The sequence below is a fragment of the Micromonospora endolithica genome (assembly GCF_003626595.1).
Lineage (GTDB): Bacteria > Actinomycetota > Actinomycetes > Mycobacteriales > Micromonosporaceae > Micromonospora > Micromonospora endolithica.
The window spans coordinates 248,964-261,428 of the sequence record NZ_RBAK01000008.1; the positions used below are offsets into that span (position 1 = coordinate 248,964).

The 12,465-nt window shown below is 73.1% G+C and carries 11 protein-coding genes; 3 read left to right on the forward strand and 8 right to left on the reverse strand.

What is annotated here, in order from left to right; translation table 11 throughout:
• Positions 1–2: 2 nt before the first annotated feature.
• From D7223_RS21075 to D7223_RS21100, 6 genes are all read right to left on the reverse strand, one after another.
• Positions 3–479 carry a DUF4383 domain-containing protein gene (locus tag D7223_RS21075; protein ID WP_120730127.1) on the reverse strand — a complete coding sequence of 159 codons (477 nt, stop codon included), beginning with the start codon at positions 477–479 and terminating at the stop codon, positions 3–5.
• A gap of 130 nt (positions 480–609) precedes the next feature.
• Positions 610–1,065: a DUF4383 domain-containing protein gene (locus D7223_RS21080; protein WP_120730128.1), complete on the reverse strand. Its 456-nt coding sequence runs from the start codon at positions 1,063–1,065 to the stop codon at positions 610–612.
• Between the two features lie 102 nt (positions 1,066–1,167).
• Positions 1,168–2,973, reverse strand: a complete 1,806-nt coding sequence (locus D7223_RS21085; protein WP_120730129.1) for an ABC-F family ATP-binding cassette domain-containing protein — start codon at positions 2,971–2,973, stop codon at positions 1,168–1,170.
• 190 nt (positions 2,974–3,163) lie between these two features.
• Complete coding sequence (locus D7223_RS21090) at positions 3,164–4,120, reverse strand: 4-(cytidine 5'-diphospho)-2-C-methyl-D-erythritol kinase (RefSeq protein ID WP_120730130.1); 957 nt, start codon at positions 4,118–4,120, stop codon at positions 3,164–3,166.
• Between the two features lie 142 nt (positions 4,121–4,262).
• Complete coding sequence (gene rsmA / locus D7223_RS21095) at positions 4,263–5,132, reverse strand: 16S rRNA (adenine(1518)-N(6)/adenine(1519)-N(6))-dimethyltransferase RsmA (protein WP_120730131.1); 870 nt, start codon at positions 5,130–5,132, stop codon at positions 4,263–4,265.
• An 82-nt stretch (positions 5,133–5,214) separates the two neighbouring features.
• Positions 5,215–6,114 carry a TatD family hydrolase gene (locus tag D7223_RS21100; protein WP_120730205.1) on the reverse strand — a complete coding sequence of 300 codons (900 nt, stop codon included), beginning with the start codon at positions 6,112–6,114 and terminating at the stop codon, positions 5,215–5,217.
• Between the two features lie 76 nt (positions 6,115–6,190).
• On the opposite strand from D7223_RS21100, the gene D7223_RS21105 reads away from it, so the two are divergent.
• Entirely contained in the window at positions 6,191–7,438 is a 1,248-nt protein-coding gene (locus tag D7223_RS21105) for a hypothetical protein (RefSeq protein ID WP_120730132.1), read from the forward strand.
• Positions 7,439–7,526: 88 nt separating this feature from the next.
• The gene (locus D7223_RS21110; RefSeq protein ID WP_120730133.1) at positions 7,527–8,378 is read left to right on the forward strand and encodes an alpha/beta fold hydrolase; all 852 of its coding nucleotides are present in this window, start codon (positions 7,527–7,529) and stop codon (positions 8,376–8,378) included.
• A 62-nt stretch (positions 8,379–8,440) separates the two neighbouring features.
• On the opposite strand, the gene metG is transcribed toward D7223_RS21110, so the two are convergent.
• Entirely contained in the window at positions 8,441–10,243 is a 1,803-nt protein-coding gene (metG, locus tag D7223_RS21115; RefSeq protein WP_120730206.1) for a methionine--tRNA ligase, read from the reverse strand.
• 148 nt (positions 10,244–10,391) lie between these two features.
• Between metG and D7223_RS21120 the strand changes: the two genes are divergently transcribed.
• A complete protein-coding gene (locus tag D7223_RS21120) occupies positions 10,392–11,303 on the forward strand; it encodes a hypothetical protein (RefSeq protein ID WP_238162138.1) in 912 nt (303 codons plus the stop codon).
• Between the two features lie 280 nt (positions 11,304–11,583).
• Here D7223_RS21120 and rsmI read toward each other — a convergent pair whose 3' ends face one another.
• A complete protein-coding gene (gene rsmI / locus D7223_RS21125; RefSeq protein WP_420330332.1) occupies positions 11,584–12,450 on the reverse strand; it encodes a 16S rRNA (cytidine(1402)-2'-O)-methyltransferase in 867 nt (288 codons plus the stop codon).
• Positions 12,451–12,465 lie beyond the last annotated feature (15 nt).

Here is a 12,465-nt window from a genome sequence, read left to right on the forward strand (position 1 = left end):
CCTCAGCGGGCGGACGACTCGTTGACCGGGTGGTTGCGGTGCATTCGCTGGGCCTCCGCGTCCTCCTCGGGGCCGACCTTGTCGTACAGGCCGGTGCCGAGCAGGATCAGCCCGAAGAGCATCGAGACGATGACGGTCGACATCGAGAAGTTGAGGAAGTTCGCCGAGGTCTGGAGCACGGACATCATCAGGATGCTGGTGACCAGGAAGACGACGCCGGCGGTCAGGTTCATGTAGTGACCGAGGTTGCCCCGGCGGGACGCACCGATGATCAGGACCGCCCCGAAGATCACCGAGGCGAGGGAGAACGCGAGGTTGGTGCGCAGCCCGAGCACCCAGTTGCCGTCCCGGTCGAAGAGCGGGTCACCCAGGGTCTGCGCGGTGCCCCAGACGCCGAACACCAGGATGTAGAGGCCGATGCCGCCGGCGAGGACCCGGTAGATCGGCCGCGCCGGATGGTTGACCGGAAAGTGCGCCATGACGCCTCCGCCCGAGTGATAACAATCGAGAGGATTGTCCCTCGGGAACGGGAGCGGTGTCGGTCGAATGGCCGGAGCCCGACCCGCGGGACGGGTCGGGCTCCGGGAGGAATCGGAGGGGCGGACGGACTCAGAGCACCAGGCGGGCCTTCTCCCAGGCCTCCCGCTCGTCGTCCGTGCCGACCTTGCCGTACATGCCGACCATCAGCAGGACCAGGCCGATCACCATCAGCACGATCACGGTGACCACACTGAAGTTGAAGATGTTCGCCTCGGTGCGGATGAAGGCCAGGCCGGCCAGGCTGACCGCCATCACGACGTACGCCAGCCACTGGTTGATCAGCACGTCGAGGTTGCGCCCGATCACCGTGCCGGCGAGGATCGCGCCGCCGAGCAGGATGCTGAGCAGCGAGAAGCCGAGGTTCGTGCCCTGGCCGAGGACCCGGGTGTCGTCCTGGGCGAAGAGGTCGCCGCCGGCGCTCGCGATGATGCCGAGCGCCCCGAAGGCCACCAGGTACAGACCGGTCAGCCCGCCGATCGCCCGGAAGATCGGCCGCGCGGGGTGGTTGACGGGGGTGTGCGCCATGTCTGAATCTCCAACGCCGTTCGGGTGAGGGTCGCGCTCGATTGTCCCGCACGTCGAGGTGTGACGCCGCACACGGCCCCCCGCGCGTGGCGGGTGACCCGGTCAGACCGGCGGAACCTCCTCGGCGAGGGTCAGCCAGGTCTCCTCGGTCCGCTCCCGCTCGGCGCGTACCTCCTTGAGCTGTGCGTCGAGGTCGGCGACCTTCGCGTAGTCGGTGGCGTGCGTGGCCAGTTGGTCGAGCAGCGTCGCCTCCCGCTGCTCCAGCTTGCCGATCTGGCGTTCCAGCCGGGTCAGCTCCTTGCGGGCCTGCCGGGCCTCGGCGGCGGACATGCCGCCGGCGGCGGGGGTTTCTCCGGTGGCGGCCGGTGTCGCGGACGCCGCCGCCGGGCCGAGCCGGCCGGCGGCGCGGGCCAGGTACTCGTCGACGCCGCCGGGCAGGTGCACCAGCCGGCCGTCGCCGAACATGCCGAACACCGCGTCGGCGACCCGCTCGATCAGGTAACGGTCGTGGCTGGCCACGATGATCGTGCCCGGCCAGGAGTCGAGCAGGTCCTCCAGCGAGGCGAGGGTGTCGGTGTCCAGGTCGTTGGTGGGCTCGTCGAACAGGAGCACGTTCGGCTCGGTGGCCAGCAGCCGGAGCATCTGGAGTCGACGCCGCTCGCCGCCGGACAGGTCGCCGACGGGAGTCCAGAGCCGCCGGTCGTCGAAGCCGAAGATCTCGGCGAGCTGGGACGCGGAGATCTCCCGGTCGCCCAGTTGGACCCGGCGGGCCACCTCCTCGACGGCCTCCAGCACCCGCAGGTGCCCGGGGAGTTCGGCCAGTTCCTGGGAGAGGAACGCGGGCCGGACCGTGGAGCCGACGGCGAACCGGCCGCCGTCCGGGCGGGTGACACCGGCGAGCATCCGGAGCAGGGTGGTCTTGCCGGCACCGTTCGCGCCGAGGATGGCGATCCGGTCGCCGGGCCCGACCTGCCAGGTGGTGTCGTCGAGGATGGTCTTCGGGCCGGCGTGCAGGCGGACGTGCTCCAGGTCGTACACCTGCTTGCCGAGCCGGGCGGTGGCCAGCCGTTGCAGCGACATGGTGTCACGCGGCGGCGGCACGTCCGCGATGAGCGCGTTCGCCGCGTCGATGCGGAACTGCGGCTTGGACGTCCGGGCCGGCGGACCGCGCCGCAGCCAGGCGATCTCCTTGCGGAGCAGGTTCTGCCGGCGGGCCTCGGTGGCGGCAGCGACGCGTTCCCGCTCCACCCGGGCCAGGGTCCAGGCGGCGAAGCCGCCCTCGTACGCGCGGACGGTCTGGTCGGCGACCTCCCACGTGGTGGTGCAGACCGCGTCGAGGAACCACCGGTCGTGGGTGACCACGACGAGCGCGCCCTTGCGGCCGAGGAGGTGCTTCGCCAGCCAGTCGACGCCGCCGACGTCGAGGTGGTTGGTGGGCTCGTCGAGAATCAGCAGATCGGACTCGCGGACCAGCAGCGCGGCGAGGGCGACCCGGCGGCGCTCGCCCCCGGACATCGGGCCGACGGGCTGGTCCAGCCCGAGGTAGGGCATGCCAAGGCCGTCGAGGATCGCCCGGACGCCGGCGTCGCCGGCCCACTCGTGCTCGGCGCCCATGCTCTCGGCCAGCCACTCGGTGCCGAGGACGACGTCGCGGACGGTGGCGTCCGGGGAGAGGTGCAGGGTCTGCGGGAGCCAGGCGACCCGCAGGTCACGGCGGTGGGTGACGCGGCCGTCGTCCGGGTCCTCGCCGCGGGTCAGCAGCCGCAGCAGGGTGGACTTCCCCGCGCCGTTGAGGCCGACCACGCCGACCCGGTCGGCGTCGTCCAGCCCCAGCGAGACGTCGGTGAGCAGCGGCCCGGCGGCGCCGTAGCCCTTGGACACCCGGTCCAGGTTGACGATGTTGGCCACCGCACACCTCCCATGATCAAGGCGTCCCGGTGCCGGCAGCACCTGAGGACGCCTGGCCCCCAGCGTACGCGCCCACCCGCCCCACCCCGCCCACCCCGCCCCCACGAGGTTGATCAAGGGGTTGCCGTGTCGACACGCCGACAGATGACCGGTCAACCCCTGATCAACGGGGTTGGTGGGGGGTGGGGGGTCAGACGACGCGGGCGCCGGGGACCGGGCCGTGGGCCACCCGGGCGTCCCGGCAGACGCCGGCGGTGTCCAGCTCGGCGGCGATCCGGGCGGCGTCGGCCTGGTCGAGGGCCAGGAAGACGCAGGTCGGTCCCGAGCCCGAGACGATGCCGGCCAGCGCGCCGGCGGCCTCGCCGGCCTTGAGGGTGGCCGCCAGCGACGGGCGCATGGCGAGGGCGGCGTCCTGGAGGTCGTTGCCCAGGGCGGCGGCGAGAACCCGCGGATCCCGCTGGCGCAGCGCGGCGAAGAGCGCGTCGGTGCTGCCCAGCGGCTCACCGGCGGCGCCGGCCGCGCGCAGCCGATCCAGTTCGGCGTACGCCGCCGGGGTGGAGAGCCCGCCGTCGGCGAGCGCCACCACCCAGTGCCAGGAGGTGGGCCGGGCCAGCACCGGACTGACCGCCTCGCCCCGGCCGGTTCCCAACGCCGTACCGCCGTGGATCAGGAACGGCACGTCCGAGCCCAGGTCGGCGGCGATCCCGGCCAGCTCGTCGCGGGACAGCCCGGTGCCCCACAGGGTGTCGCAGGCGACCAGCGCGGCGGCGGCGTCGGCACTGCCGCCGGCCAGTCCGCCGGCGAGCGGGATCTGCTTGCGCAGGTGCAGGCGGGCGTGCGGGAGGACGCCCGCGTAACCGGCCAGGGCGTGGGCGGCCCGGATCACCAGGTTGGAGTCGTCGAGGGCCAGCTCGCCGGCGCCCTCGCCCTCCATGGTCAGGGTGAGCGTGTCGCCCCGCCGGGCGGTCAGCTCGTCGTGGATCGAGATCGCGTGGTAGACGGTGTTCAGCTCGTGGTAGCCGTCGCGGCGCAACGGCCCCACCCCGAGATGCAGGTTGACCTTGGCCGGCACCCGGACCTTGACCGGTCCGCTGGCCCCGCGCCGCCGCGGGTCGTCCTCGTCGTCCGGTCGCCACGCCTCGGTCACGGAGCGACGTCCCGGTGGCGTGGACGGATGTCGAACGGCTCGGTCACGATCAGCTCCTCGGCGTCTGCGGGCGGCTCGTGCCGGCCCTCGACCAGGTCGTACGCGTACACCTGCGGGGCCCTGCGCGGGCACGGCGCACAGCCTATCCGGCGGCGGGTGCGGCGGCCGGAGCCGACGCGGCGATGGCGGCGAACTGCTCGACGGTCAGCGACTCCCCCCGGGCGCCGGGGTCGACGCCGGCCGCGGTGAGGGCGGTCGCCGCCCGGTCCGCGCCGCCGGCCCAGCCGGCCAGCGCGGCGCGCAGCGTCTTGCGTCGCTGCGCGAAGGCCGCGTCCACCACGGCGAAGACCCGCTGCCGGGGTACGTCGGGACGGGGCGGCTCCCGGCGGGTGAAGGCGACCAGGCCGGAGTCGACGTTGGGTACCGGCCAGAAAACGTTGGGCGGCACCCGGCCGGCGGCGCGGGCGTGGGAGTACCAGGCGAGCTTCACCGACGGGATGCCGTACACCTTGGAGCCGGGACCGGCGACCAGCCGGTCGGCGACCTCCTTCTGCACCATCACCAGGCCGTGCCGCAGGGTGGGCAGCTCGGCGAGCAGGTGCAGGACCACCGGGACCGCGACGTTGTAGGGCAGGTTCGCCACCAGCGCCGTCGGTGCCGGGCCGGCCAGGTCGGCGGCGGTCACCCGCAGCGCGTCGGCCCGGTGCACGGTGAGCCGGGCGGCGTCCGAGCCGGTGTGCCGGGCCGCGGTCTCCGGCAGGGCGCCGGCCAGGGTCGGGTCGATCTCGACGGCGTGCACGTGGGCGGCGACCGGGAGCAGGCCCAGGGTGAGCGACCCCAGCCCGGGGCCAACCTCCAGCGCCACGTCGTCCGGGGTGAGCCCGGCGGCGGCGACGATGCGGCGCACCGTGTTCGGGTCGTGCACGAAGTTCTGGCCGAGCTTCTTGGTGGGCGTCACGCCGAGGCGGGCGGCGAGGTCCCGGATCTCCGCCGGGCCGAGGAGACCGGTCACACCCGGTAGCGTATGCGGCTCGGGTGCGGTGTTAGGAAGGGCCCCTTGTACAACACGAGGCGTTAATAAGGGGCCCTTCCTTTCACCAGGGGCCGAACGCGCGGTCACCGTTGGTGGAGATGGCGGCGCAGAGGGTGTCCAGGTCGGTGCCGGTGGTGGCGGCCAGCGACCGTACGGTCAGCGGGATCAGGTACGACGCGTTGGGCCGGCCGCGGTGCGGCATCGGGGTGAGGTAGGGCGCGTCGGTCTCCACCAGTAGTTGCTCCGGCGGGGTCAGGGCGGCGGCCTCGCGCAGGGCGGTGGCGCTGCCGAAGGTGACGGTGCCGGCGAAGCTGAGCAGGTATCCCCGGCGCACGCACTCGGCGGCGAACTCGGCGTCGCCGGAGAAGCAGTGCAGCACCACGGTGTCCGGCGCGCCCTCGTCGTCGAGGATGCGCAGCACGTCGGCGTGCGCGTCCCGGTCGTGGATCACCAGGGTCTTGCCGTACCGCTTGGCGATGTCGATGTGCGCCCGGAAGCTCTCCTCCTGCGCGGCCCGCCCCTGGTCGCCGGTCCGGAAGAAGTCCATCCCGGTCTCGCCGATCCCGCGGACCCGGTCGCCGGCGGCGAGCGCCTCGATCTCGCGCAGCGCCTCGTCCAGGTCGGACAGTCGGGGTGCCTCGTTGGGGTGCAGTGCGACGGTCGCTACCACCGCCGGGTACGTCGCGGCGACGGTGGCGCCCCAGCGGGAGGAGTCGACGTCCACGCCGACCTGGACCAGCCGGTCCACGCCCACCCGGGCGGCCACCTCGATCGCCGCCGCCACCGGGTCGTCGGCGGGACCGCCGCCGGGCACGCCGGCCTCGCTGACCGTGATGTCGAGGTGGGTGTGGCTGTCCAGCACGGGACGGGGCAGCGCCTCCGGGGCGGGCGGGAACTCGCCGGCCCGGCGGGCGGCGCGCTGCTTGCGGGTCTCGTTCGGCTCGCTCATCGCGGCAAGCATCACACACCGAGCGTGTCCATCCGGCGGCCACTCGACGTTCACCCGCGCTACGTCGCACCCGCCTAGCCTCGCCGCAATGAGCGTCACCCCCCGGACCGGCGGGTCCGCCGACGAGCGGACCGGGTTGCACGTGGCCTACGGCGGTGCGGTGTACCCGGCCGAGGAGATCGCCCGCGGTTCGGCGTACGAGCTGTTCAGCGCGGACGAGGTGGCCGGCTTCGAATGGGCGCCCCGGCCCGGCGGCGCGTTGCCCTGGCGCCGGTTCGCGCATGTCACCGAGGTCAGCGCCGTACACGGGGCGGGCGAACCGGCCGAGGAGCCGGACACCCCGCTACTGGTGCCGCTGCACCGGGAGCGCGGCTGGCGGGACGTGCACCAGCTCGCCCAGCAGCCCACGGCGGCGGGAGATCCGCTGCTCGGCGCGGTCCGCGCCTCGGCGACGATCCGGCGGGGCACCCGGATGGTGAAGGTGCTCTCCGCCCGGCAACTCGCCGGCTACGTTCGGGGGTGGCTGCCGCACGGCTTCTGCTACCGCGAGCACGACGTGGCGCACCTGCGTACGCCGGCGACGACGGCGGTGCTGCGCGGCGACGGCGCGGGGGCCCGCGACGGCTCCGAGGTGACGTACGCGCTGCGCTGGCGGGCCGCCGACCCGACCGACTACGACGTGCCGGCCGGCCCGGAGTACGCCGGACTGACCCGGCTGGCACCCCGCGACCGGCTCGGCGCGGCGGTGCTGGGCACCGGTTTCGTGCCGAGCAACAGCCAGCTGATCCCCGAGTTCGTCACCCGCGATTTCGCGGACCTGCCGATGCCGGCGAACGCCACCCTGCTCGCGTACCCGGCCGAGGGGACCGAGGTGGTGTTGTACACCTACCAGGCGGAGCAGCGCGGCTGGCTGCGGATGGTGGGCCCGCAGTGGCGGCACCTGCTGGCGGCGGTGCCGGGGCTCTCCCCGGACCAGGAGTACGTGCCGACCGGGGAGGCGCCGCGCGCGACCCAGCTGGTCGGCGGCTACGCCGGCGGTGAGTACGAGGCGGTGGCGGACCTGCCGGGCGGTTTCCGGGTACTGGCGATGACCCGGGCGGCCCGGTACCCGGTCGACTCGGCCGTCCGTCGACTGCGGTACGCGCGGTGGCGGGGGGTGTCCTGCCTGGTACTCCGGGAGGAGGCCGGCTGGCTGCGGCTGCGGCTGTGCCGGCCGGATCCGGATTCGGTGGCCGAAACCGGGGCACAGTGTCAGGAACGGGGTGTCTACGAGGCCTGGGCGCCGGGCGCCGAGGTGGTCGACGACCGGGTGGTGGACCACCCGTACGACCTCTGACATCGGGCTACCGGGCCGCGCATACCGCCAGGTGCCCCGGGAAAGCGTCGTGCGACCGGAACATGGAGTCCGAGCTCAGGAGTGACGCATGCCTTTCATCACCGTGGGGACGGAGAACTCCGCGCCGATCGACCTCTACTACGAGGACCACGGGTCCGGCCAGCCGATCGTGCTGATCCACGGTTTCCCGTTCAACGGGGCGACCTGGGAGAAGCAGACGAGGGCACTGCTGAACGCCGGTTACCGGGTCATCACGTACGACCGGCGCGGCTACGGCAATTCGGCGCAGCCGACGTTCGGGTACGACTACGACACGTTCGCGGCCGATCTGGACGTGCTGATGACCGAACTGGACCTGCGGGATGTCGTCCTGGTTGGCCACTCGATGGGCACCGGTGAGGTGACCCGCTACCTCGGCGCGTACGGCTCGGACCGGGTGCAGCGGGCGGTCATGCTGGCACCGCTGGCGCCGATGCTGGGGAAGGCCCCGGACAACCCCGAGGGCGTCGAGAAGAGCCTCTTCGAGGGCTTCCAGAAGGCCATCATCGAGGACCGGTTCGCCTATCTGACCCAGTTCTGCGACGCGTTCTTCAACTACTCGGAGAACAAGGGCAAGCTGGTCAGCGAGGAAGCGTTCCGGGGGCACTGGGAGATCGGGGCCCGCGCCTCGGCCAAGGGCACCCACGACTCGGTGGACGCCTGGCAGGAGGACTTCCGCCCGGACGTGGCCCGGATCGACGTGCCGGTGCTGATCGTGCAGGGCGACAAGGACAACGTGCTGCCGTACCCGAAGACGGGTGCCCGGCTGGCGCCGATGCTGCCCGGCAGCCAACTGATCACCTTGAAGGGCGCCCCGCACGGCACGCCGTGGACGAACGCCGACGAGGTGAACAAGGCGATCCTGGAGTTCATCGGCTCGCCCGCGATGGCCCGCGCCTGACGCACCGCCGTACCGTCGGGGTCCGGGGGGCTGTCGCCCCCCGGACCCCGGCGTGCCGACGGTCAGCCGGTGAGGCGGGCCAGTTCCTCGTCGACGATGGACGGGTCGAGCTTGCGGAAGACCGGCTTCGGCGCGGCGAGGGGTCGACCGGCCTCCACCGGCACCGACTCCCAGCGCGCGCCGACGGTGTAGTCGCCGGTGAGCACCGGGTAGGCCGGGCCGCCGTCGAGGTCGTCGACCTGCTGGATCTGCGGCATCGGAGCGTGCACGCCGGTGCCGCCGAGCAGCTCGTGCACCTTCTGCGCGGAGTGTGGCAGGAACGGGGTCAGCAGCGTGTTGGCGTCGCTGACCACCTGGAGGGCGACGTGCAGGATGGTGCCCATCCGGGGCTTGTCCGCCTCGTCCTTGAGCTTCCACGGCGCCTGCTCGGACAGGTAGCGGTTGGCCTCGGCGACGACCTTCATCGCCTCGCCGATGGCCTGCTTCTGCCGGTGCCGGGCGATCAGGTCGCCGACGGTGGCGAACCCGGCGCGGGCGACCGCGAGCAGCGCCTCGTCGGCCTCGGTGAGACCGGCCGGGTCGATCTCCGGGATCGCGCCGAAGTTCTTCGCCGCCATCGAGATCGACCGGTTGACCAGGTTGCCCCAGCCGGCGACCAGCTCGTCGTTGTTGCGGCGGAGGAACTCCGCCCAGGTGAAGTCGGTGTCGTTGTTCTCCGGACCGGCGACGGCGATGAAGTAGCGCAGCGCGTCGGCGTCGTACCGCTCCAGGAAGTCGCGGACGTAGATGACGACCCGGCGGGACGAGGAGAACTTGCGGCCCTCCATGGTCAGGAACTCGCTGGAGACCACCTCGGTGGGCAGGTTGAGCCGGCCGAGCCGGCCCGGCTCGCCGTCCTTGGCGCCCTCGCCGGAGTAGCCGGCGAGCAGCGCCGGCCAGATCACCGAGTGGAAGACGATGTTGTCCTTGCCCATGAAGTAGTAGGCCCGGGAGTCCTTCCCCTCGCCGTCGGTGGACCACCACTTCCGCCACGCCTCGGGGTCTCCGCTGCGGCGGGCCCACTCGACGGAGGCGGACAGGTAGCCGATCACCGCGTCGAACCACACGTAGATGCGCTTGTCGCCGCGCTCCCGCCAGCCGTCCAGCGGGATCGGCACGCCCCACTCCAGGTCGCGGGTGATCGCCCGGGGCTGGAGGTCGTCGAGCAGGTTCCTGGAGAACCGCAGCACGTTGGGTCGCCAGCCCTCCCGGCCGTCCAGCCAGCGCCGCAGCACGTCGGCCAGCGCCGGCAGGTCGAGGAAGAAGTGCTCGGTCTCGACGAACTTCGGTGTCTCCCCGTTGATCTTCGACTTTGGGTTGATCAGGTCGACCGGGTCGAGCTGGTTGCCGCAGTTGTCGCACTGGTCGCCGCGCGCGCTGTCGTAGCCGCAGATCGGGCAGGTGCCCTCGATATAGCGGTCGGGCAGCGTCCGGCCGGTGGACGGGGAGATCGCGCCCATCGTCGTCTTCGGCACGATGTAGCCGTTGCGGTACATCCCCTCGAACAGCTCCTGCACCACCGCGTAGTGGTTTCCGGTGGTGGTGCGGGTGAACAGGTCGTAGGACAGGCCGAGCCCGTGCAGGTCCTCCACGATCACCCGGTTGTAGCGGTCGGCCAGCTCGCGCGGGCTGACCCCCTCGGCGTCGGCCTGCACCTGGATCGGCGTGCCGTGCTCGTCGGTGCCGGAGACCATGAGCACGTCGTGACCGGCCATCCGCATGTACCGGGCGAAGACGTCGGAGGGAACGCCGAAGCCGGAGACGTGGCCGATGTGGCGCGGGCCGTTGGCGTAGGGCCAGGCTACCGCCGCGAGAACGTGACTCATGACCAGCAAGCCTAGTGACCCGCCGGGGACGGCCGCGAACCAATAGGCCGGCCGGGCCGCCGGGTCGGGTCCACCCGGGTCGCCGTTGGTCCGGTTTGTCGCCGACACGCGGTCCGCCTGCCCGCCGACGGTCGCGCAGCGGTGTGCAATGGTCACCGTGAGTGGCAGACGAACGGCACGGGACCATGACGAGCGTCCCTCCGGGCCGCCGGCGGGCGGACGTCGGGACCCCGTCGGACCGCCGGTCCGGGGTGGCGGCACGGCGCCACTACCCCGGCCGGTCCCGGCGGCACCGCCGGAATCGCCGGTCGACCCGCAACCCGGCGTCGAGGTCGAGCCGACCACCGGGGCACCGGCCGACGCGCTGCCGCGCCGCGTCCCGCTGCGCCGGCACCGCCGTGGGCGAGCCGCCGGCGGGGGTACGCACGCCGACGCCGACGACGCGCCCTGGGCCCCGATCGAGCAGGTCCACTGGGACGGTACGCCGGTCCGCGAGGAGCCCCCGGTCGACCACCTGCTGGTCCGGGTCCTGCGGTGGCGACCGGCCCGACCGACCCGCCGGCCGCATCCCCCGGACCCGCTGCCGGGGCTGGCCGCACTGGTGGGGCTGAGCCTGGCGGCGGCCTTCTTCGCGTGGGTCAGCGCGGCGCCGTTCTGGCTGGCGGTCGGGCACGGCACATCCGGGCGGGTGGCCGTCTACCAGTGCACCGGCAGCGGGCTCGACCAACGCTGCCGGGGCAACTTCGCCGCCGACACGCAGGGGTGGACCGCGCACGGTGTGACGATCAGCGGCCTGTCCGGGGACCGGGCTGAGCCGGGCGCCCTGGTCCCGGCCCGGATGACCGGGCCGGAGGGCGGCACCGCGTACGTGGACACCGGCGCGGCCGGTCACCTGCGCTGGCTGCTCGGCCTGGTGGCGGTGCTCGGCTGCGGGGTGGGCATCGTCCGGTGGACCGGTGCCGCCCGGCTCGCCGACCCGCGGGCCCGCCGCTGGGCGGTCGCCGCCGGGTTGGCCGGGCCGCTGCTGATCACCGCAGGCTTCCTCACCGCCGCCTGGTGAGTAAGGAAGGGCCCCCTATTAACGCCTCGCGCATAGGAAGGGCCCCTTATTAACGCCGGACATCTGGTTCTGCGGATCTGCGCAAACGAATGGCCCGCTCAGGGGCGCGGTGTGTGACTCGTGGGGGCACCCGACGCAGGACAGACGGAGCTTCACACGGAGCACCGGTGTTGTGGATCTTGTGGTCCGACGCCGCCACCGCCCCGTGAACCGCCCGTCCGGTGTTAACAAGGGGCCCTTCCTCTACGCGAGGCGTTAATAGGGGGCCCTTCCTTACACCTCAGCGGTGGACGACGGTGTAGACGTCGCGGCGGCGCAGCCCGTACCCGGTGGCGACATCGGTGATCGCGTCCCGCCGGGACATCCCGGCCGCCTCCCGGTCGGCGACCGCCGCGCGCAGCGTGTCGTCGTCCGGCCGCTCGGCCGGCGTCTCCGGGGCGCCCGCCACCACCAGGGTGATCTCCCCGCGCGGCTCCTGCTCGGCGGCCCAGTCGGCCAGTTCGCCGAGCGGCCGGCGGACCACCTCCTCGTAGGTCTTGGTCAGTTCCCGGCAGAGCGCGGCGGGCCGGTCCGAGCCGAACACGGCGGCCAGGTCGGCGAGCGCGCCGGTGATGCGGTGCGGCGCCTCGAAGAGCACCAGCGTGCGCTCCTCGGCGGCGAGAGCGCGCAACCGGGAACGGCGACCGCTCGGGCTGCGGGGCAGGAAGCCCTCGAAGCAGAACCGGTCGCTGGGCAGCCCGGACAGCGCCAGCGCGGTGGTCACCGCGCTCGGGCCGGGCGCGGCGGTGACCGGCACCCCGGCGTCCAGCGCACCCCGGACCAGCCGGTAGCCGGGGTCGGACACGCTCGGCATGCCGCCGTCGGTGACCAGGGCGACCACGTAGCCGGCGAGGAGCGCCTCGACCAGTTCCGGCGTACGCCGCTCCTCGTTGCCCTCGAAGTAGGAGACGATCCGGCCCTCGACGGTCACGTCCAGGTCCCGGGCCAGCCGGGTGAGCCGCCGGGTGTCCTCGGCGGCGACCACGTCGGCGCTGGCGAGCACCGTACGCAGCCGCGCCGAGGCGTCGGCGGGGTTACCGAGCGGCGCGCCCAGCAGGATCAGGCGCCCGGTGTCGGACATTTCACCCACGAGTTGGTGCTCCTTCATCGACGTTGGTCCGCA

Excerpts from the sequence above, each read along its gene's own strand:
- D7223_RS21075 (WP_120730127.1), bottom strand. The coding sequence starts at position 479 with ATGGCGCACTTTCCGGTCAACCATCCGGCGCGGCCGATCTACCGGGTC.
- D7223_RS21080 (WP_120730128.1), bottom strand. The coding sequence starts at position 1,065 with ATGGCGCACACCCCCGTCAACCACCCCGCGCGGCCGATCTTCCGGGCG.
- D7223_RS21100 (WP_120730205.1), bottom strand. The coding sequence starts at position 6,114 with ATGCTTGCCGCGATGAGCGAGCCGAACGAGACCCGCAAGCAGCGCGCC.
- D7223_RS21105 (WP_120730132.1), top strand. The coding sequence starts at position 6,191 with ATGAGCGTCACCCCCCGGACCGGCGGGTCCGCCGACGAGCGGACCGGG.
- D7223_RS21110 (WP_120730133.1), top strand. The coding sequence starts at position 7,527 with ATGCCTTTCATCACCGTGGGGACGGAGAACTCCGCGCCGATCGACCTC.
- metG (WP_120730206.1), bottom strand. The coding sequence starts at position 10,243 with ATGAGTCACGTTCTCGCGGCGGTAGCCTGGCCCTACGCCAACGGCCCG.
- D7223_RS21120 (WP_238162138.1), top strand. The coding sequence starts at position 10,392 with ATGGTCACCGTGAGTGGCAGACGAACGGCACGGGACCATGACGAGCGT.
- rsmI (WP_420330332.1), bottom strand. The coding sequence starts at position 12,450 with ATGAAGGAGCACCAACTCGTGGGTGAAATGTCCGACACCGGGCGCCTG.